The sequence below is a fragment of the Pseudomonas sp. BF-R-26 genome (assembly GCF_019947395.1).
Classification (GTDB): domain Bacteria; phylum Pseudomonadota; class Gammaproteobacteria; order Pseudomonadales; family Pseudomonadaceae; genus Aquipseudomonas; species Aquipseudomonas farris.
The window spans coordinates 175698-196823 of record NZ_JAGYGK010000007.1 but is presented as its reverse complement, the minus strand read 5'-3'; the positions used below and the strand labels follow the sequence as shown (position 1 = coordinate 196823).

14 protein-coding genes are annotated in these 21126 nt (G+C 61.2%); 9 read left to right on the top strand and 5 right to left on the bottom strand.

Annotated features, from left to right (window positions below):
• Positions 1-55 precede the first annotated feature (55 nt).
• Positions 56-1159 (top strand): WD40/YVTN/BNR-like repeat-containing protein, encoded by a 1104-nt coding sequence (locus KGB18_RS12335; protein ID WP_223569988.1) that lies wholly within the window; start codon positions 56-58, stop codon positions 1157-1159.
• Positions 1160-1212: 53 nt separating this feature from the next.
• On the top strand, positions 1213-3636 hold the full coding sequence (locus tag KGB18_RS12330) for an efflux RND transporter permease subunit (protein WP_223569987.1): 2424 nt from the start codon (positions 1213-1215) through the stop codon (positions 3634-3636).
• A gap of 225 nt (positions 3637-3861) precedes the next feature.
• Here KGB18_RS12330 and mhpT read toward each other — a convergent pair whose 3' ends face one another.
• On the bottom strand, positions 3862-5079 hold the full coding sequence (gene mhpT, locus KGB18_RS12325) for a 3-(3-hydroxy-phenyl)propionate transporter MhpT (RefSeq protein WP_223569986.1): 1218 nt from the start codon (positions 5077-5079) through the stop codon (positions 3862-3864).
• Positions 5080-5414: 335 nt separating this feature from the next.
• Between mhpT and KGB18_RS12320 the strand changes: the two genes are divergently transcribed.
• The gene (locus tag KGB18_RS12320; RefSeq protein ID WP_223569985.1) at positions 5415-6725 is read left to right on the top strand and encodes an OprD family porin; all 1311 of its coding nucleotides are present in this window, start codon (positions 5415-5417) and stop codon (positions 6723-6725) included.
• 58 nt (positions 6726-6783) lie between these two features.
• Here KGB18_RS12320 and KGB18_RS12315 read toward each other — a convergent pair whose 3' ends face one another.
• Positions 6784-7272, bottom strand: coding sequence for a MarR family winged helix-turn-helix transcriptional regulator (locus KGB18_RS12315; protein WP_223569984.1), 489 nt, complete (start codon positions 7270-7272; stop codon positions 6784-6786).
• Positions 7273-7701: 429 nt separating this feature from the next.
• Between KGB18_RS12315 and KGB18_RS12310 the strand changes: the two genes are divergently transcribed.
• The 5 genes from KGB18_RS12310 to KGB18_RS12290 all read left to right on the top strand — a co-directional run bounded on the left by KGB18_RS12310 (position 7702) and on the right by KGB18_RS12290 (position 14181).
• Positions 7702-8532, top strand: a complete 831-nt coding sequence (locus tag KGB18_RS12310) for a p-hydroxycinnamoyl CoA hydratase/lyase (protein WP_007895816.1) — start codon at positions 7702-7704, stop codon at positions 8530-8532.
• A gap of 128 nt (positions 8533-8660) precedes the next feature.
• A complete protein-coding gene (locus tag KGB18_RS12305) occupies positions 8661-10109 on the top strand; it encodes an aldehyde dehydrogenase (protein ID WP_201062157.1) in 1449 nt (482 codons plus the stop codon).
• A gap of 156 nt (positions 10110-10265) precedes the next feature.
• Positions 10266-12149, top strand: coding sequence for a feruloyl-CoA synthase (locus tag KGB18_RS12300; protein WP_201062156.1), 1884 nt, complete (start codon positions 10266-10268; stop codon positions 12147-12149).
• Complete coding sequence (locus KGB18_RS12295; protein WP_123721806.1) at positions 12146-13387, top strand: thiolase family protein; 1242 nt, start codon at positions 12146-12148, stop codon at positions 13385-13387. Before KGB18_RS12300 ends, KGB18_RS12295 begins: the two co-directional genes overlap by 4 nt.
• Positions 13388-13467: 80 nt before the next feature.
• Entirely contained in the window at positions 13468-14181 is a 714-nt protein-coding gene (locus KGB18_RS12290) for a GntR family transcriptional regulator (RefSeq protein ID WP_038983134.1), read from the top strand.
• Positions 14182-14192: 11 nt separating this feature from the next.
• Here the strand turns inward: KGB18_RS12290 and KGB18_RS12285 are convergent, their stop codons facing one another.
• Both KGB18_RS12285 and KGB18_RS12280 read right to left on the bottom strand, forming a co-directional pair.
• Entirely contained in the window at positions 14193-15143 is a 951-nt protein-coding gene (locus tag KGB18_RS12285) for a PDR/VanB family oxidoreductase (protein WP_223569983.1), read from the bottom strand.
• A complete protein-coding gene (locus KGB18_RS12280) occupies positions 15140-16186 on the bottom strand; it encodes an aromatic ring-hydroxylating oxygenase subunit alpha (RefSeq protein WP_223569982.1) in 1047 nt (348 codons plus the stop codon). Before KGB18_RS12280 ends, KGB18_RS12285 begins: the two co-directional genes overlap by 4 nt.
• 389 nt (positions 16187-16575) lie before the next feature.
• Between KGB18_RS12280 and KGB18_RS12275 the strand changes: the two genes are divergently transcribed.
• Entirely contained in the window at positions 16576-18663 is a 2088-nt protein-coding gene (locus KGB18_RS12275) for a TonB-dependent siderophore receptor (RefSeq protein ID WP_201121377.1), read from the top strand.
• 206 nt (positions 18664-18869) lie between these two features.
• Here the strand turns inward: KGB18_RS12275 and KGB18_RS12270 are convergent, their stop codons facing one another.
• On the bottom strand, positions 18870-21056 hold the full coding sequence (locus KGB18_RS12270) for a TonB-dependent siderophore receptor (protein WP_223569981.1): 2187 nt from the start codon (positions 21054-21056) through the stop codon (positions 18870-18872).
• Positions 21057-21126 lie beyond the last annotated feature (70 nt).

Here is a 21126-nt window from a genome sequence, read left to right as displayed (position 1 = left end):
TGACGAGCGAAAAGCTCGTCGCGGTCGCTAGGGATTTTCCAGGCGGGATAAAGACATGAACGTTGAAAAAATCTTTGCGAGTTTCGGTCTGCGATGGAGTGCCTGCACGCTGGCGTTGTTTCTGTTGGCGAGCACGTCCATGACTGCGCAGGCCGCGACGTTTGCTGTGCTGCAGCAGCCGGCACTGCCGACCGCCAAGGCCGCGCGCGCGGTATTGCTCGGGTTGGCCCGGGCTGGCGAACGCCTGGTGGCGGTCGGCGAACGCGGCATCGTGCTGCTCTCAGATGACTCTGGAATGACCTGGCGCCAGGCCCGTGTGCCGGTCAGCGTCAGCCTGACCGCGGTGCAATTTGTCGATGCGGAGCAGGGCTGGGCGGTTGGTCATCTGGGCGTGGTGTTGAACACCGAGGACGGTGGTGAAACCTGGCACAAGCAACTCGACGGTGAGCGTGCCGCCGCGCTGGCGGTGCAGGCCGCGGAGCGCGATGCCGATCAGCCGGGTGGCGCCAGCAACCTTGCGCAGGCACGGCAGATGGTGGACGACGGGCCGGACAAACCGTTTCTCGACCTGTACTTCAGTGACCGCCTGCATGGCTACATCGTTGGCGCCTACAACCAGATCTATCGCACCGACGACGGCGGGCGAAGCTGGCAGCCGTGGATGCAACATGTGGACAATCCGCAGGGCCTGAACCTGTATGGGATCCGCGCTTCGGGTAACGACCTGTTGCTGGTGGGAGAGCGCGGTTTGCTGTTGCGTTCGACCGATGCCGGGCATTCGTTCCAGCCTCTGAAATCACCTTATGAAGGCAGCTTTTTCGGTCTGCTCGGCACCCGCGCGGGAGCATTGATTGCCTATGGATTGCGCGGCAACGCCTGGTGGTCCGAGGACCGTGGCAGCAGTTGGCGACGCCTCGACACCGGCATCGAATCAACACTGGCGACAGCCATTGAGCTGCGTGACGGCAGCCTGCTGTTGGCCAGCCAGAGCGGTGAACTCTTGTTCAGCCATGACCAGGGTCGCAGCTTCGACAAACGTCAGAGCCGCAGCGGCGCGACGGTCGCTGCCGTGCAACAGGCGGCCGACGGCAGTCTGGCCAGTGTCGGTTTGAGTGGCGTGGCCACTGACCAGGATCCGCGGGCCTCCGCCAAACCTTGAAACTTCACGGTGTAGCGCTATCGGGCCATGGCCCGTGCAACAGGAGTCAGACTTTGAAAGACGACAAAACCCAAACCGTGATCGGCCGCCTGGAAGACTTCGACCAGGCGTCGGGAAATTTCGCCGAGCGAATGATCTTCAACCATCGACCGCTGGTGATCCTGCTGTGTCTGCTGGTGACGCTGGTGCTCGGTTGGCAAGCCACGCGCATCGGTATCAACGCCAGTTATGAGAAGACCATCCCTACGGGGCATCCCTATGTCGCCAACTTCCTGGAGAATCGCAGCGAGTTGAGCGGTCTGGGCAACTCGTTGCGGATCGCCGTGGAGGTCAAACAGGGCAGCATCTTCACCAAGGATTACCTCGACACCCTGGCCAGGCTCAACGACGAGCTCTATCTGCTGCCGGGAGTCGACCGCCCCTACATGAAATCGTTATGGACACCGACCACGCGCTGGACCGCCGTGACCGAGGAAGGGCTCGATGGCGGCACCGTAATCCCCGACGATTACGATGGCTCGGCGACCAGTATCGAACAGGTGCGAACCAACGTCGCCCGTTCCGGTGAAGTCGGCCAATTGGTCGCCGGCAACTTCAAGTCCAGCGTGATCTTCGTGCCGTTGCTCGAAGTCAGTCCGCAGACTGGCAAAGCCCTGGACTACGGTGAGTTCTCCCGGCAGCTGGAGGCGCTACGGGACAAGTACCAGACCGATGAACTGCGAATCCACATCACCGGTTTCACCAAAATCGTCGGCGATCTGATCGAGGGGCTGACCCAGGTCTTGTTGTTCTTCGTGATGGCGGTGTTGGTGACCGTGGTGGTGCTTTACGGTTACACCCGCTGCGCGCGCAGCACTCTGGTGGTGGTGACTTGTTCGTTGGTGGCCGTGCTCTGGCAGATGGGCCTGCTCGCGATACTTGGGTATGAGCTGGACCCGTACTCGGCGCTGGTGCCGTTTCTGGTGTTTGCCATCGGCATGAGCCATGGCGCGCAAAAGATGAACGGCATCATGCAGGACGTCGGTCGTGGCACCCATCGGGTAGTGGCCGCGCGTTATACCTTCCGCCGACTGTTCGCCGCCGGCATGACCGCTTTGCTCTGCGATGCGGTGGGCTTCGCCGTGTTGCTGCTGATCAATATCCGGGTGATTCAGGACCTGGCGATCACCGCCAGCCTCGGCGTGGCGGTGCTGATTTTCACCAACCTGATTCTGCTGCCGATCCTGCTCAGCTATATCGGTGTCAGCCCGGCAGCGGCGCAACGCAGCCTGAGTTCGGAAACCGCCGAGCTGCAAGCACAGATCAAGCATCCGTTGTGGCGTGTGCTCGATTTGTTCACCCAGCGGCGCTGGGCCATTGGCGCGATGCTGGGCGGCCTGCTGCTGGCGGCGTTCGGTTTTGCCGTGAGCCTGAACTTGAAGATTGGTGATCTCGATCCCGGCGCCCCGGAGTTGCGGGCCGACTCGCGCTACAACCGCGACGCGCTGTTCATGACCCAAAACTATGCGGCCAGTTCGGATATTTTCGTGATCATGATCAAGACGCCGGAAGATCAGTGCACGCGCTACGCCAGCCTGTCTGCGGTGGATGCGTTGGCCTGGCAACTGGAGCAATTGCCAGGTGTGGAGTCGACCACTTCAATGGCGGCGATGAGCAAGATCGCCACGGCCGGTTACAACGAAGGCAACTTCAAGTGGTATGAGCTGATCCCCAATGACGGCGCGCTGGGCGCCGTGCAGACCCGGGCACCGCGGGAGCTGTTCAATCAGGGCTGTTCGATGCTGTCGCTGTACGTTTACCTGTCCGATCACAAGGCCGATACCTTGAATCGGGTGGTGGAGGCGAGCGAGGCCTTCATCGCTGCGCATCAGGTGCCAGAGGTCAAATTCATGCTGGCCGCCGGCAGCGCCGGCATCGAAGCCGCGACCAATATCGTGGTGAAAAAATCCATGCACGAGATGCTGTTCTGGGTCTACGGCGCAGTCAGCCTGCTATGCCTGCTGACCTTCCGTAGCTGGCGTGCAACCCTTTGCGCGATGCTGCCGCTGATGCTCACCTCGATTCTTTGCGAGGCGCTGATGGTGGGTCTGGGCATGGGCGTAAAAGTGGCGACACTGCCGGTGATTGCGCTCGGGGTGGGCATCGGCATCGACTATGCGCTCTATGTGTTGAGCGTGATCCTGGCGCGAATGCGTGCCGGTGACACCCTGGCTCAGGCGTATTACCAGGCGCTGTTGTTCACCGGCAAAGTGGTTCTGCTGACAGGCATGACACTGGCGGTCGCGGTATCGACCTGGGCCTTTTCGCCGATCAAATTCCAGGCCGACATGGGCATCCTGCTGGCCTTCATGTTCCTGGTGAACATGCTTGGCGCCTTGATCCTGCTGCCGGCTCTGGCCTGGCTGCTGCTGCCGCAGAAGGTCTTCGCAAAAAAGGCTGAGGCGAGCGTGCTTGTGCAGTGGGTCAAGGAGGGCTGAAGGGCTCGGCACGTTGGACCCTGTGGGAGCGGGCTTATGTGGCGAGGGGGCTTGCCCCCGTTGGGGAGCGAAGCGCCCCTAAACCCAGTCATCGCGATCTTGAATTGGAAAGCGGTGACTGGTTTTACGACTGCTTCGCAATCGAACGGGGCGATGCGGCGTTCCGACAAGCCCCCTCGCCACATAAGCCCGCTCCCGCAGGTCTCGCGTTTTAACTGACGGGAATCAAGCCTTGGCCTTTTCCATCGATACAGTCAGCGGGGCTGAACGGGCAATCACGCTGATGATGGTCAGTGCTGCAATCACCAACCCGGGGGAGGTCGCCAGCAATACCCCGGTGGTGCCGGCTCCGGCTGCCAGAATCTGCCCCGCGGCCAAGGGCCCGGCCACTGACCCCAGGCGACCGATGGCTACCGCTGCGCCGACGCCGGTGGCACGTACCGAAGTCGGGTACGACGGCGGTGCCAGCGCGTAAAGCACCAGTTGCGCAGCCATCACAAACAACCCCGCGGCAAACCCGGCGATGCCCATAGGAACAATGCCCACCGACAGGCCGACTCCAGCCAGCGCCACCAGCAACCCGGTATAGACAAACAGCACCACCTTGATGCCGTTGCAGCGATCCAGCAGCAGTCCGCCGAGCAAGGAGCCGAGGGCGCCGCCGATATTGAACAGCATCTGCACCAGGCCCGCCTGGGGTTTGCTGAAACCCTGTTCCAGCAGCAGTGATGGCAGCCAGTTGAGCAACATGTACATCACGGTCAGGGTGAAGAAGTAACTCAGCCACAACGCCAGGGTAACGCGAGCCCGGCCTTCGCCGAACAGTGCCTGGCCGGTTGAAGCGCGCGCCACATTGACAGTCCCTTGTTGCTGGCGAAAGGCGCTGGACTCGGGCAACAACAGGATCATCAGCGGCACCACCAGCAACGGTGCGAGACCGCCGATGATGAAGGTCGCCTGCCAATGATCGGTGAACAGCATGGCGACCACCGCCGCCAGTGCTCCACCCAACGGCACGCCGGCATACATGATGCTGATGGCAGTACCACGGCGTTGTTCACCCACGGCTTCGGCGCACAGGGCAATCAGGTTGGGCAGGGCGGCGCCCAGGCCCAGGCCGGTCATGAAGCGCGCCAGCAGCAGGCTGGAGAAAGTGCTGACATAGACAGTGCTGAGCGAGAACACGCCGAACAGCAACACGGCGCCGATGAGGATTTTTTTGCGACCGATGCGATCGGCAATCCAGCCGCCGAAGAAGGCGCCGGGCAGCAAGCCGATGATGCCGGCACTGAACACCCAGCCCATCATTTTCGGGTCCAGGGCAAAGGTCTGGCGCAGGCCCGCGGCGGCAGTGCCGGCAGCTTGCAGGTCGAAGCCTTCAATCAGTGCAACGATAAAACACAGGGCGATGGTCAGCGTCGTACGACGTGATGGGGTGTCCATGGCGAACCTCATTATTGTTTTTGTTGGTGTGCTGACGGGTGAGCGCGAGCCTGCTCGCCTCAAGCGATGACAGGCTGGAATTAAGATTAACAAAGATAACTAAAAAATGAACGACCAAGGTTGTTGGCCAAAAAATGGCATTAATCTCATTAAAATCAACGTCATGACGCATTGAGTAAGATGGATCTAAAAAATAGATAATAATATTAATGTTCGGTTATCGGTCATTGTGGATTGACGCCACCCCTCGGCTGTTTCCATTCTCTGGCCTGAGATCCCTGGAACAACCCTGGCGATCCCGTTCAAAAAACAACAACAATAAGTGGACATCGAACATGCCAACGCACCCTTGGAACGCCCTTGCGGCGACTTCAGCCTTACCTGTTCGCGCACCTTGCCTGGTCCTGTTGGGCTTGAGTGTGATTGCCACCCCGGCGCTGGCCGAAGGCTTCATCGATGACAGCCACGGCACCTTGACCTTGCGCAATTACTACCTGGATCGCGACTACAAGGATGACGGGGCGAAAACCGCGGCCAGGGAATGGGCTCAGGGTTTCATTATGAATGTGGAGTCGGGCTTTACCCCGGGAACTGTCGGCTTCGGCCTGGATGCCCGCGGGCTGATGGGGGTGAAGCTGGACTCGTCGCCGGACCGTAGCGGCACCGAGTTGCTGCCGGTGTCCAGCAGCGACAAGCGCGCGGCGGACGAATATTCGCGCCTGGCCATGACTGCCAAGATGCGTTTTGCCCAGACCACGGTGAAGACCGGTGATGTATCGATCTTCCTGCCGTTCGCTTTCGCCAGCCCGTCGCGACTGTTGCCGCAGACTTTTCGCGGCACCACCCTCAGTTCCAAGGACATCGACGGGCTGACCCTCAACACCGGCTACATCGATCGCATCAACAAGCGTGATTCGACCGACTACCAGCCGATGAGCATCGCCTCGCCGAACCGGCGTTTCAATGGCGCGGCCACCTCATCGCACATGGCCTATGTCGGCGGCGATTATCAGGTGAACAAAGACCTCAGTCTGCGTGCCTATCACGCCGAAGTGGCGGACCTGTACCAGCAGAACACCCTGGCCTTGCTGCACAATCTGCAGGTGGGCGAGGGTACGCTGACCACCGATCTGCGCAGTTTTTTCAGCGACGAAGATGGCAGCGCCAAGGCCGGCAAGGTGGACAACCGCAACCTGTCGGCGCTATTCGGTTATCGCTTTGGCGGCCATCGCCTGAGCCTGGGCTATATGCACGCCAGTGGAGATACAGCGACACCTTATGTGTCGGGTACCGAGTTGATGGGCATGAGTGAGCTGACCATGAGTTCGGACTTCCTCAATGCCAAGGAACGGACCTGGCAAGCGATGTACGACTATGACTTCACCGCCGTCGGGGTGCCTGGCCTGAAGAGCCGGCTGCGTTATGTGCGCGGTGACCATATCGAGCTGACGGCGCTGAATGCCGACGACCGCAAGGAGCGAGAATTCCAGATGGAGCTGGGGTATGTGATCCAGAGTGGCCCGCTGAAGAACGTCGGACTGATGGCGCGCAAGTCGATCTATCGCAATGACTTCCCCGCCGGCGCGGCGTTTCGCGATGAGAACCAGACCCGTTTTCTGGTGCTCTACACCGTACCAATCTGGTAAGTCGTTTTTACCTGCGACGAGGCCGGCCGTTCCCCAGGAACGCGCCGGCGTTGGCGTTTCAGGCCTGATAGACCTTCTTCAACAACCTGAGCAGTTCTTCGCGTTCCTGGCTGTCGAGGTTGGACGTTGCATCCATGTCGCTCTCGGCAGCGATCAGCTTCAGCTCTTTGAGCAGGGCCTCGCCGGTCTTGCTGAGAAAAATCCCATAGGAGCGCTTGTCCGGTTTGCAGCGCACCCGCACCGCCAACGCCCGGCTTTCCAGTTTGTTCAGCAGCGGCACCACTTGCGGTGGCTCGATGGTCAAGGCCTTGGCCAGGTCGGCCTGCATCAGGCCGGGGTTCTGGTCGATGATCGCCAGCGCCGAGAACTGGGCCGGTCGCAAGTCGTGGGCCGAGAGCCGACCAATGAGGTTCTGGAACAGTTTCAGCTGCGCCCGGCGCATGGCGTAACCGATCAGATCGTCCAGGGCGGAATCCAGCGGCGACTGGGTTTCGGCGCTGTCGGCAGGGGCCTCGGGGGCGGCGGCAATCTTGGAAGACTTGGCCATTACAGGGTGAATCCTCGGCTGGCGGTTAAGAAGACTATCTAGTTTGCCGAGGTTGGCCGGGGATAGCCATGACCTCTTTCAGATCTCTGGGGGGGGGCCTAATGCCAGTCAGCCATTTCAGCCGCGACGTACTCTTTGTAGCAGCTGCCGAGCCCGCGAGGCTGCGTTCGGCTGAGAAGCAGTCGTGAGTCCGGTTGACGTGGCCTGCCTGACGCACCGCAGGTTCTGATTTTACGACTGCTACGCAGCCGAACGCAGGCTTCGCCAGCTGCTACAGATCCCAATGCGGCTTAACTGACTGGCATTGGGATTGTGCCTGTTTCCAGGACCGAAAAATATTTGGTTAATTAGATTAATAGTTAATTGACATAACTAATGTTGGGGTTTAGTTTTTACCCATCGTCAAGCCAAGAACAAGAGAGCATCGCCATGAGCAATTACGAGGGTCGCTGGACAACGGTCAAAGTGGAAATCGAGGAAGGCATTGCCTGGGTCATCCTCAATCGCCCAGAAAAACGCAACGCCATGAGCCCGACATTGAACCGCGAAATGATCGACGTTCTGGAAACCCTGGAGCAGGATCCAGACGCCGGTGTGCTGGTACTGACCGGTGCGGGCGAAGCCTGGACCGCCGGCATGGACCTCAAGGAATACTTCCGCGAAGTGGACGCCGGCCCGGAAATCCTTCAGGAAAAAATTCGCCGCGAAGCCTCTCAATGGCAATGGAAACTGCTGCGCATGTACGCCAAGCCAACCATCGCCATGGTCAACGGTTGGTGCTTCGGTGGCGGTTTCAGCCCGCTGGTGGCCTGCGACCTGGCGATCTGCGCCGATGAAGCGACCTTCGGCCTGTCGGAAATCAACTGGGGCATCCCGCCAGGCAACCTGGTGAGCAAGGCCATGGCCGACACCGTGGGCCATCGGCAGTCGCTGTACTACATCATGACCGGCAAGACCTTTGGCGGGCAGAAAGCCGCCGAGATGGGCCTGGTCAACGAGAGCGTACCCTTGGCACAACTGCGTGAAGTGACAATCGAGCTGGCGCGTAACCTGCTGGAGAAAAACCCGGTGGTGCTGCGGGCGGCCAAGCACGGCTTCAAGCGTTGCCGCGAACTGACTTGGGAGCAGAACGAAGATTACCTCTACGCCAAGCTCGATCAGTCGCGCCTGCTGGACACCGAAGGTGGCCGCGAGCAGGGCATGAAGCAGTTCCTCGATGACAAGAGCATCAAGCCCGGTTTGCAGGCTTACAAACGCTGAACCCCGGCATTGAATCAGGGCGAGCTGGCCGGGCGATCGAGCGTCCGCCAGCTGTTCGCCCCGGCGCCCAGGCGCTACTGTGAACCCCTCGAACGTATTCCCGATAAAGACAATAAAGAGGAATCACCATGCTGGACGTGCCCCTGCTGATCGGCGGCCAGTCGTGCCCTGCCCGAGACGGACGAACCTTCGAACGGCGTAATCCGGTGACCGGCGAAGTTGTGTCGCGGGTTGCCGCCGCCACCCTGGAAGATGCCGACGCCGCCGTGGCCGCGGCCAAAGCGGCATTCCCCGCCTGGGCGGCCCTGGCCCCCAATGAACGACGCACCCGGTTGTTGCGTGCGGCCGAGCAGTTGCAGGCCCGCAGCGCGGAATTCATCGCGGCGGCCGGTGAGACCGGCGCCATGGCCAACTGGTACGGTTTCAATGTGCATCTGGCGTCCAACATGCTGCGCGAAGCCGCGTGCATGACCACTCAGATCACCGGCGAAGTCATTCCCTCCGATGTGCCCGGCAGCTTCGCCATGGCCTTGCGTCAACCCTGCGGCGTGGTGCTGGGTATCGCGCCCTGGAACGCCCCGGTGATCCTCGCCACTCGCGCCATCGCCATGCCGTTGGCCTGCGGCAACACCGTGGTGCTCAAGGCGTCGGAATTGAGCCCGGCGGTGCACCGGCTGATCGGCCAGGTGTTGCAGGACGCAGGCCTCGGGAACGGCGTGGTCAATGTCATCAGCAATGCGCCCCAGGATGCCGCGGCGATTGTCGAGCGGCTGATCGCCAATCCGGCGGTGCGTCGGGTCAACTTCACCGGCTCCACCCATGTCGGGCGTATCGTCGGTGAACTGTCGGCACGTCATCTCAAACCGGCGTTGCTGGAACTGGGAGGCAAGGCGCCGTTCCTGGTGTTGGAGGATGCCGACCTGGATGCAGCGGTGGAGGCTGCAGCCTTCGGCGCCTTCTTTAATCAGGGGCAGATCTGCATGTCTACCGAGCGCCTGATCGTCGATGCCAAAGTGGCCGATGCCTTTGTCGCCAGACTCGCGGCGAAGATCGCCACCTTGCCCGCCGGCAACCCCAACGCCGAAGGTTCGGTGCTCGGTTCACTGGTTGACAGTAGCGCCGGTGAACGCATCAAACTGTTGATCGACGATGCCCTCGACAAGGGTGCAACCCTGGTCACGGGTGGCCAGCTGGAGGGCAGCATTTTGCAGCCGACCTTGCTCGACGGCGTCACCGATGCCATGCGCCTGTACCGCGAAGAGTCCTTCGGCCCGGTGGCTGTAGTGCTGCGTGGCGAGGGCGATGAAGCACTGTTGCGCCTGGCCAACGATTCCGAGTTCGGTCTGTCGGCGGCGATCTTCAGCCGCGACACCGGCCGCGCTCTGGCCTTGGCCCAGCGGGTCGAGTCGGGCATCTGCCATATCAACGGCCCGACCGTGCACGACGAGGCGCAGATGCCCTTCGGCGGGGTCAAGTCCAGCGGCTATGGCAGTTTTGGCGGCAAGGCGTCCATCGAGCATTTCACCCAGTTACGCTGGGTGACCTTGCAGAACGGACCGCGGCACTACCCGATCTGAGCATCCGCCGCACCGTCGGGCGACGAACGCTTGAGAGTGATTGCCGCCCGCGTGCAGGCCAGACATAACAATAACAAGGCTGCAGCCACAGGCTGCCATGCCCCGGTTGCACGCATCGCTGCGAGCCGGTGGCGTGCCTTGATGGAGGACAAGCACGTGAGTTCCGAATTCAGATCGCCACCCCAGACCGAAGCCAGTGCGCCGCGCTATCGCCAGGTGTCCATCGGTCATCCTGCGGTCGAGGTCAGCGAAGAGCAGGGCATCCTGCATATGCGCTCCCTGGAACCCTTGGCCAAGTTGCCTGTACGTTTGCTGGATCGCCTGGTGCATTGGGCCCATGTGCGCCCGCAACAGACCTTTATCGCTGCTCGCCAGAACGGCGGCGACTGGCGCCGGGTGAGTTACGCCGAGATGCTGACCAGCGTCCGTGCCATTGCCCAAGGCCTGCTCAGTTATGGGCTTTCGGCTGAACGACCGCTGGCGATCCTCTCGGGCAATGACATCGAGCATTTACAGATTGCCTTGGGCGCGATGTATGCCGGCATTCCTTACTGCCCGGTTTCTCCGGCCTATTCATTGTTGTCCCAGGATTTCGCCAAGCTGCGGCATGTCTGCAATCTGCTGCAACCGGGCCTGGTGTTTGTCAGCGACGCTGCGGCTTATCAGCGGGCGATCGATGCGGTGCTGCCGGCCGAAACACCGCTGATCACCGTGCGCGGTCAAATTCCTGGCCGCCATCAGGTGAGCTTTGCCAGTCTGCTGGAACAACCCGGCAGTGCCGAGGCCGATTGCGCTTTCACGGCTACCGGGCCGGACAGCATCGCCAAGTTCCTGTTTACCTCAGGCTCCACCAAGTTGCCCAAGGCAGTGATCACCACCCAGCGCATGCTCTGCGCCAACCAGCAAATGCTGTTGCAGACCTTCCCGGTGTTCGGCGAAGAACCGCCGGTGCTGGTGGACTGGCTGCCGTGGAATCACACCTTCGGCGGCAGCCACAACGTCGGCATCGTGCTATACAACGGCGGCACCTTTTACCTGGACGACGGCAAGCCGACCGTCCAGGGCTTTGCCGAAACACTGCGCAACCTCAAGGAAATATCGCCCACCGCGTACCTCACCGTGCCCAAAGGCTGGGAAGAACTGGTCAACGCGCTGGAGCAGGACGGCGAGTTGCGCGAACGTTTCTTCTCGCGCATGAAACTGTTCTTTTTCGCCGCCGCCGGTTTGTCCCAACGCGTTTGGGATCGCCTGGACCGGGTCGCCGAACAGCATTGTGGCGAACGCATTCGCATGATGGCCGGGCTCGGCATGACCGAGGCTGCACCGTCCTGCACGTTCACCACCGGGCCATTGTCCATGGCCGGCTACATCGGCCTGCCGGCACCCGGTTGCGAAGTGCGGCTGGTGCCGGTGGACGGCAAACTGGAGGGGCGTTTTCGCGGGCCGCACATCATGCCGGGTTACTGGCGTGCGCCACAGCAGACCGCCGAAGTGTTCGACGAGCAGGGCTTCTACTGTTCCGGCGACGCGTTGAAACTGGCCGACGCCCGCGATCCGCAACTGGGGCTGATGTTCGACGGGCGCATCGCCGAGGACTTCAAACTGAGCTCCGGTGTGTTTGTCAGCGTCGGCCCGTTGCGCAATCGCGCGGTGCTCGAAGGTTCGCCCTATGTTCAGGACTTGGTGGTGGCCGCGCCGGACCGCGAGTGCCTGGGTGCGCTGGTCTTTCCCCGTCTTTACGAATGCCGACGTCTGGCCGGTTTGAGTGCGGACGCCAGCGATGTCGAAGTCCTGGCCAGCACACCGGTGCGTCAGTGGTTCGGCGATTGGCTGCAACGGCTCAATCGCGACGCCACCGGTAATGCCAGCCGCCTGGAATGGATCGCGCTGCTCGACGAACCCGCCTCCATCGACCGCGGTGAAATCACCGACAAGGGCTCGATCAACCAGCGCGCGGTGCTGCAGTGGCGCGCCGACAAGGTCGAAGCGCTGTATCGCGGCGAAGAACCTTCCATCTTGCGTGCCGGACCTCTGCCGTGAGCGGTGCGGGGCAGTATTCGAGCTTTGGCGATGTAGCCATTTTCGAAGCACTGCGCACGCCTTGGGTCGATCTCGGCGGGGCCTTGGCCCAGGTTTCGCCGATCGACCTGGGGATCAAGGTCGGGCGCGAGGTGCTGGCCCGCGCCGCTATCGATCCATCTTTGGTCGATAGCGTATTGGCCGGCTCCATGGCTCAGGCCAGTTTTGATGCTTACCTGCTGCCTCGGCATATCGGCCTTTACAGTGGCGTGCCGCAAGGGGTTCCGGCGCTGGGGATACAGCGCATCTGCGCCACCGGTTTCGAACTCTTGCGGCAGGCCGCCAGGCAGCTGGATGATGGCGTGCAGTTGGCCCTGTGCGTGGCGGCCGAATCCATGTCGCGTAACCCGATTGCCGCCTACACCCACCGAGGTGGTTTCCGGCTCGGTGCGGGGGTGGAATTCAAGGACTTTCTCTGGGAAGCCCTCTACGACCCGGCCCCGGGCGTAGACATGATCGCCACCGCCGAGAATCTGGCCCGGCGGCATGGCCTGAGCCGCGAAGAGGTGGATCGCTTCGCCCTCGACAGCCATCAATTGGCGCTGCAGGCCCAAGCCGATGGCTGGTTTGAACCGGAGCTGGTAGCGCTCGGCAATGAGCGCTTTGAACTGTCCGGCTATCAGCCACGGAGTATCCAGTTGCCACGGGGCGTAGACCGCGTGACTCGCGATAGTCATCCGCGACCCACCGATCTGGACGCCTTGGGCCGGTTGCGAGCGGTGCATGTCGGCGGTGTGCAAACGGCCGGCAACAGTTGCGCGGTGGTTGATGGCGCGGCGGCTGCGCTGGTAGGGCGAGCATCTGCCGCCCGGCGTCCGGCGTTGGCCCATTTGCTGGCCAGCGCCGTGGTGGGCGTGGCACCGGAATTCATGGGGATAGGGCCGGCGCCAGCCATCCAGTTGCTGCTGCAACGTAGCGGTTTGGCCCTTGGTGAAATCGGCTTGCTGGAAATCAATGAGGCTCAGGCCGCTCAGGTGCTGGCTGTGGCTCAGGTGCTGGAATTGGACGGTGACCGGCTCAACCGGCGCGGCGGCTCGATTGCTTTGGGGCATCCTTTGGCCGCCACGGGTTTGCGCCTGGTGCTGACTCTGGCCAGGCAGCTGCGCGAGGGCAATCTGCGTTATGGCATCGCGGCCGCCTGTGTCGGCGGCGGGCAGGGCATGGCACTGCTGATTGAAAATCCTGCGTATCAAGGCTGAAGTAGAACTGCAGTCAGCCCAATCCTTGCATCACTGTCTTGCGTTACTATGCAGACCCACCTTTTCTGGAAGTTGCCTGGATGAGTAAGCCCGGTCAAACGGTGCTGGTCGCGTTGCGCAAGATGATCGCCTCGGGCGAGCTGGCGGCTGGCGAGCGCTTGATGGAAATTCCCACGGCGCAATTGTTCGGTGTTTCGCGAATGCCGGTGCGCATGGCGTTCCGCACACTGGAGCAGGAAGGCTTGCTGGTGCGCTTTGGCGGGCGCGGGTTTCAGGTGCGTTCGGTCAGCCCCGATGACATTGCCGGTGCGGTTGAAGTGCGGGGTGTCCTTGAAGGCCTGGCGGCGCGTCAGACCGCCGAGCGCGGGCTATCGGACGAGGCCCGCGCGACCCTTGAACAGTGCCTGATGCAAGGTGATCAGCTGTTCGACAAGGGGTTTGTGACCATCGAGGACCTAGAGGTCTATCACGATCTCAACATGCGTTTTCACGAAGTGATTGTCGAAGGCAGCCACAACCCGGCGATCGCCGACGCACTGGCGCGCAATGATCATTTACCCTTCGCTTCGGTAACAGCCCTGGCAGTGGACCGCAACGACATGGTCCGGGAATACCGACGCTTCAACTACGCCCACATGCAGCATCATTCGGTGTTCGATGCCCTGGTCAACCGCCAGGGCGCGCGTGCCGAAGCCATCATGCGCGAGCACGCCAACGCCACGTTGCGTTATGCCGAGATCTTCGGCTCGGCGACGGCCGAAGAGCGGATGAAGGTCATTCTCCGCTCGGAATAGGCGCGACTCTTTCAGATATCCAGCACCAGAAGCGGCGTTTTCGAGCGCGAGCAGCAAGGGGTGAATTGGTCGTTGCAGGCCTGTTCATCCTCGGTGAGGAACAGGTCACGGTGTTCGGGCACGCCCTCCAGAACCCGAGTCAGGCAGGTGCCGCAAATGCCCTGTTCGCAGGAAATGGCGATCTCGATGCCCTGGTTTTGCAGCACCTGCACCACGCTCTTGTCGGCCGGCACCTCGAAAACCTGGCCGCTGCTGGCGACCTTGATCGAGAAGCTGCCATCGGCGCCTGTGTCGACAGGGTTGGCCGCGAAGTACTCGCGATGCAGGCATTGCTCCTGCCAGCCTTTGGCCTTGGCCGTGTCCAGCACATGCTGCATAAAACCGCCGGGGCCACACACATACAAATGAACGTCATTGTGTGGCGTGGCCAGGACCTTGGCCGCGTCCAGCGCAGTGTCGGGTTCCTGATCGAAGTGCAGGAACACCCGGTCGGCAAAAGCCGAGTGTTGCAGGCGTTCGACAAAGGCCGCTCGCTCCCTCGAACGGGCGCAGTAGTGCAGCTCGAAATCCGCGCCGCTGTGGGCCAGGCGCTCGGCCATACAGAGGATTGGGGTAATGCCGATACCGCCGGCGAAGAGCAGGCTGCGCGTGGCTTCATGGGTTAACGGAAACAGGTTGCGCGGCTCACTGATAGACAGCCGCGTGCCGGGGTGGATCTGCTGGTGCATGGCCAGTGAGCCACCGCGAGAGGTCGGGTCCTTGAGTACGCCGATCAGGTAGCGATGGCGTTCCTCGGGGTGGTTGCACAGGGAATATTGCCGGATCAAGCCGCCAGGCAGATGCACATCGATATGCGCGCCGGCGCTGAAGGTCGGTAGCGGTCGATCATCGACACTGGCCAGCTCGTAGCTGCAGATGTCCTGGGCTTCGTTGTTGCGGGATACCACCAGCACTTCGATCATGCCATTGACTCCTGCGGCGTTTGTTCCTGGGCGATAAGGCGCTCCAGAACACGGCGCGACTGCACGCCGCCGGCGTCGATATTGAGCTTGAGCAAGTTGCGCTGGGGGTGGCTGAGCAGGTTTTGTTGCTGGCGTTCGAGCATCTCCAGGTCCTCGCTGAAAATCTTGCCCTGACCCTCGCGAATGCTCGCGGTCAAGGCTTCATCCTGCGGGTTGAAATTGCGCGCCATGCCCCAGAAGTACCAGATCGAGGTTTCGGTTTCCGGGGTGATGAAGTCGACGACGATGCTCGACGCCTTGAACTGTTGGGGAGCGTGATAACCACCTTTTCCGGCATGGGCCACACCGACTTCGATCAGCACATGACTGGGCGGGGTGAAGCGGCAGATCTGCCAGCGGTCCACTGGTACATCGTCGGCCAGATTGTTGCCGCGCAGGGCCATGCGCCAGAAGGGCGGGGCCATGATGTTTTCCATGTGGCGGGCAGTGACCACCTCGTCGCCGTCGACCGTGGTCACCGGCGGTGCTTCGTCGATTTCCTTTTGGCCGATGCTGGACGCGTGAACGTAGGTTTCGTGAGTCAGGTCCATCAGGTTGTCGATCATCAGGCGATAGTCGCACTGGATGTGGAACAGACCGCCGCCGTAGGCCCACTCATCGCTGACCGCCCATTCCAGGTGATGGATCAGCGCCGGGTCGGCCAACGCCTGATCGCCGGGCCAGACCCAGATAAATCCGTAACGCTCGACCACGGCGAATGTCTTGTTGCACGGAAAGCCGCGAACCCGTTGCCCGGGCATTTCCACGGTCTTGCCGTCGCAGCCCATCACCAGGCCGTGATAGCCACACACCAGATTGCCGTTTTCCACATAGCCCAAAGACAGCGGTGCGCCGCGATGGGGGCAGAAGTCCTCGACAGCTGCCACCTTGCCTTCATGCCCGCGGTAAAAAACCATCTTTTCACCACAGATCTGACGGCCTAGCGGCTTGTCGGCGATTTCATCGGGTGTACAGGCGACGTACCAGGTGTTCTTGGGGTACATGGAGATTCTCCAAGGCTGTTTGTTGTTATTTAGTGGATCCATTAATGTTGATTTATGGGGTGTTTGTCAAACTGATTCTGTTTGTTAACGATTTAGTGGATCCATTGGTCGGCTTGTGACGATTTATCGGTCGATCAGATGGCCACCGCAGAGGAAGGTTGTTTTTTTCGGCACGGGCCTTGTCGAAAAACGCTCCGGGCTTGAGTTGATGCTGACGGTTGGTGACTCACAAACCATCATCTACGCGGCGGATTAATAACTCGTTAGTTAATAGTACTGAGGGTATTTACTGGAAATACGTCGCATCATACAATGAGAATCATTACTACTAACTCATTGAGCGCGACGTCTTGAGCCATCCTCACCCCTTTGCCCGCCGCAAGGTCTTCATGAAACACGCGTTGCCGACACTCTCCTGCGTTATGTTTGCCAGTCCTTTATGGGCACAGCAAGCCATCGAACTGCCGACCACTGATATTCAGGCGAGCCGCGTCAGCCAAGACACGAGCTACACCACCTCCCAAGCCAGCACGGCGAGCAAAAGCAATGTGCCGATCAAGGAAGAGGCGCAATCGATCAATGTGGTCACCCAACAAACCCTGGCCGACTATCAGGTGCGCTCGCTGGCCGACGCCATGAAGTTCGTCAGCGGCGTCAGCCAGGGCAACACTCTGGGCGGCTCCCGGGATTCGCTGGTCAAGCGCGGTTTTGGCACCAACGATGACGGCTCGATCCTGCGCGATGGCGTGCGTTCCAATCTGGGGCACAACTTCAGCGCGACGACGGATCGTGTCGAAGTGCTCAAAGGGCCTGCTTCGATGCTGTACGGCGCGCTGGAGCCCGGTGGATTGATCAATGTGATCAGCAAGAAGCCTGAATACACCCAGAGCACAACCCTGAGTGGTTCGGCCTATAGCGAAGGCGGCGGCACCATGGCAGTGGATACCACCGGACCGATGGGAGATACGGGCCTGGCCTATCGCCTGATTGCTGAACGTGGCCATGAAGATTACTGGCGCAACTACGGCGTGAATGAGAGCACGTTGGTCGCACCGTCGCTGACCTGGACCGGCGACCGCGCCAGCTTGACGCTGAGCTACGAGTACAACGAATACTCCAATCCCTTCGACCGCGGCACCGTGTTCACCAACGGTCATCCGGCGGACATCGACTACGACAAGCGCCTCGATGAAAAATGGGCCAAAAGCGTCGGTATCCGTGAAGTGGCCACCGCGCGTTTCGAGTATCAGTTGAATGACGATTGGAAAACCCGAGTTACCTACGGCTGGAACAACGACCGCTACAGCCTCTCGATTGCCCAGCCGAGTTCGTTGACCGGCAACAATCTGCGACGTGCTGCCAACGGCGCTCACTACGACGATGAGACCCGCTACGCCAGTTGGGATTTCATTGGCCAGCAGGAACTGTTCGGCCAACGCCATGACCTGCTGGTCGGTGCGGATACTGAAGCGTCCGACCAATTCCGCGGCAAAACCTACCGTAATACAGCACGGGCAGGCTTCGACATTACGTCACCGGTTTACGGTCGTCTGGCCGAGCCCAGTCTCGTCAGTGCTGCCCAAAGCGACTTGAGCAACCAGCTGACCTCCAGCTCGGTGTACTTCAAGGATAACTGGCACCTCGATGACCGCTGGATCCTGGTCCTCGGTGGTCGCCAGCAGCATTACGATCAGTACAGCGATCAAGGCCGCGGCAGCAGCTACACCGTCAACCGCGACGATAACGGTGATGCCTTCGTGCCGTTTTTGGGCCTCGTCTACAAAGCCACCGATACCTTGTCGCTGTACGGCAACTACAGCCGTTCGTTCAAGCCCAATACCGATGTCGACGATGCCGGCCACACCTTCGATCCGGAGGAGGGGCGCAGCTACGAGGTCGGCGCGAAGTACGACCCGCTGCCGGGGCTGAACATCAACCTTGCGCTGTTCGACATCGTCAAGAAAAACGTCGTGACCAGCCAGACGATCAATGGCGTCAGCCTCTCGGAGGCGGCGGGCAAGGTCGGTTCGCAGGGTCTGGAATTGGACATCACCGGGCGTGTGGCTGAGCGCTGGGACCTGATCGGCACCTACGCTTACACCCACACGGAAATTCTCGACGATCCGGATGACGAAGGTCACCGCCTCGCCAATGCACCGAAGCACACCGCGAGCCTGTACCTCACGCATCACCTGAACATCCCTGCGGAATTCGGGGCCTGGCATACCGGTGCTGGCGCGCGTTACGTCGGCGAGCGTGCGGCGAACAACGCCAACGATTTCTGGTTGAGCAGCTACACCGTGGCCGATGCCTTCGTGCGTTGGGAATCGCCGATGTTCGGGTACAAGACTTCGCTGCAATTCAACGTCGACAACCTGTTCGACAAACAGTACTACCCGTCCTCCACCGGCAGCCAGTTGCAGGTTAATGTCGGCGAGCCGCGCACGGCACGACTCAGCGCCAGTGTGACATTCTGACCCCTGTGCATTGACGGCGATGCTTGGGCTGTGTGTCGAGCCCAAGTAGCCGGCGCAACCCAATTCAAAATGTGGGAGCGGGCTTGCTCGCGAAGGCGATGTGTCAGTCACACATCAGTGTTGGCTGACCTGACGCTTTCGCGAGCAAGCCCGATCCCACAGGTTCCGTACCATCAGGCTTCGACCGCTTCTTTCGTTCCGGTGACTCAGAAGTTGATCGAGGCGCTCAGCCGCGCGGTCAATGGCGCGCCCTGGAACAGGTAGCCATCGCCCATGTACTCACCGGCATCACGCCAGTAGCGTTTGTCGAACAGATTGTCCACGGTCAGGCGGAACACCGTGTCGTAACCGTCGATGCGCGTGCTGTAGCGACTGCCGATGTTGAAGATGGCGTAGGCGCCGGTCTGCACTTCACCCTGGCGGTTGGCGTACTTGCTGCCGCTGTACTGCACTCCGCCGAGCAGCGCCAGGCCGTCGAACCAGGGCAGGGCGTAGTCGCCGTAGAGGTTGGCGCGCAGGGTAGGAACGTTGATCGCCTGATGGCCTTCATAAGCTGGCGTGCCGCTGTCGGTGACCCGCGCGCGGATCGCCGCGACACTGGCAGAAATTTGCAGGCGCTGGCTGGCCCAGCCATTGGCCGAGAGCTCCAGCCCGGTGTTCTTCTGTTCGCCCTGTTGGGTGAACGTGAACGTGCCGTCGTCATTCGGTCGTGAGTACTGATAGGCCTGACGGATCTGGAACAGCGCCGCGGCCAGGCTGATGCGCTGCCAGTCGTATTTGATACCTGCCTCGATTTGTCGCGACACGGTGGGCGCGAGGATTTCAAAGGCATTGGTGGTGAACCACGCCGCTTCGCCGCCCAGGGACAGGCCCTTGCTGTAGCGGGTGTACAGCGACAGGTTTTGCAGCGGCTTGTAGATCAGTGCGGCCTGGGGCAGGAACACATAGCGCTGGGTGTGCCGGGTAGTATCGCCCTGGCTGTCGAAGGTCTCTTCATCCAGGCGCACTTCGCGCCCGCCGAGCACGGTCTGCCATTGCTCGTTGAAGCTGATCCGGTCATTGAAAAACAACCCGTACTGACGGCTGTCCAGGCGTCGATAGGAATCGTTGAGCGGCCCGTCGTAGCGAGCAAAATCAGCCGGCTCGCTATAGATGTTGGCACTGCCGATCATCTGGTTGATGGCATCACGTTTGTCCACCACGCGGCGGAACGCGCTAGTCCCGATGCTCAGTTCGTGGCCCAGGCCGGCGGTTTCGAAGCGGCCGCTGAGGGTGGCCTGCACCTCGTCGTTGCGGCGGGTATCGTCGGGGCTGCGGAAATCGTAAATGTCGTAGTCGCCCTCGGGGCTGAAGTAGTTCGGCACTGCCGCGCTGGCGCAACTGGCGGAGCCGTAGCAGCCCCAGGCGAACGAACTGTAGTCATCGATCACCACCCGGCTGCGCGAAGCGCTGAGATTGCCTTTCCACTGGTCGCTGAAGCGGTATTCGAAGTTGCCGTTGAGGTTCAGCGCGTCGGTGGTAACCGGCTCCGAACCGCTCTGGTGTGCCAGCAGCTTCTTCGGCGAGGCATGGTGCGGCAGGCTGGAACCGCCGAGCAATTGATAACCCGGTGCCGAGCGCTGTTCCTTGGTCTGGTACTCGGCATCCAGTTGCAGCAGCGCATCGGGGCTGATGTTCCAGTCGAAGGCCAGCGAAGCGAAATCGCGCTGGCCATTGGTGTGTTCGACGTAGGAGTGAAGGTCTTCATGGGCCACATTGGCACGCAGGCCGAACTGTTGTTCGCTGCCGAACCAGCCACCGACGTCGGTGGCCAGGTAACCGCTGCCGCGATCATCGGTGGAGACGGTGACCGAACGCACATCGGCAGGCCGCTTGGTCACATAGTTGACCAGCCCGCCGGGCTCGCTGACGCCGCTTTGCAGGCCGGAAAGGCCCTTGAGCAACTCCACCTGCTGTTTGTTTTCCAGCCCGACGTTCTGCTCGCCGGTGATGGTGCGGCCGTTGATCTTGTAGCTGCTGGCGGAGTTGAGGGAAAAGCCGCGCACCACGAAGTTTTCGTAGTAACCGACCGGCGCGTAGCTTTCACCCACCGAGGCGTCGTTGCGCAGCACTTCGCTGAGCAGGCGGGCTTGCTGATCCTTGATCAAGGCTTCGTTCACCACCGAAATCGAGGCCGGCGTATCGAGCAATGGCGCCGCTTCGAAACCACCGACCGAAGCGCTTTCGGCCTGATAACCGGAGGTGTCTTCGCCAGTGACGGTCACCGCCGGCAGTTCGGTGGCGGCCCAGGCCGAAGGCATCGCGCTGGCCAGCAGCAGGCCCAGGTTCAGGGGATTGAACGCGAACCGCGGGGCGGTCACTCCCTCGCGGGAGGTCCGGTAAAGCATATCCATGAAAACTCCTCGACGACTGCGCTCCCGGGCTAGCGGGCACAGATGCCCGGGTGCGCTTCAGGAAAGAGTC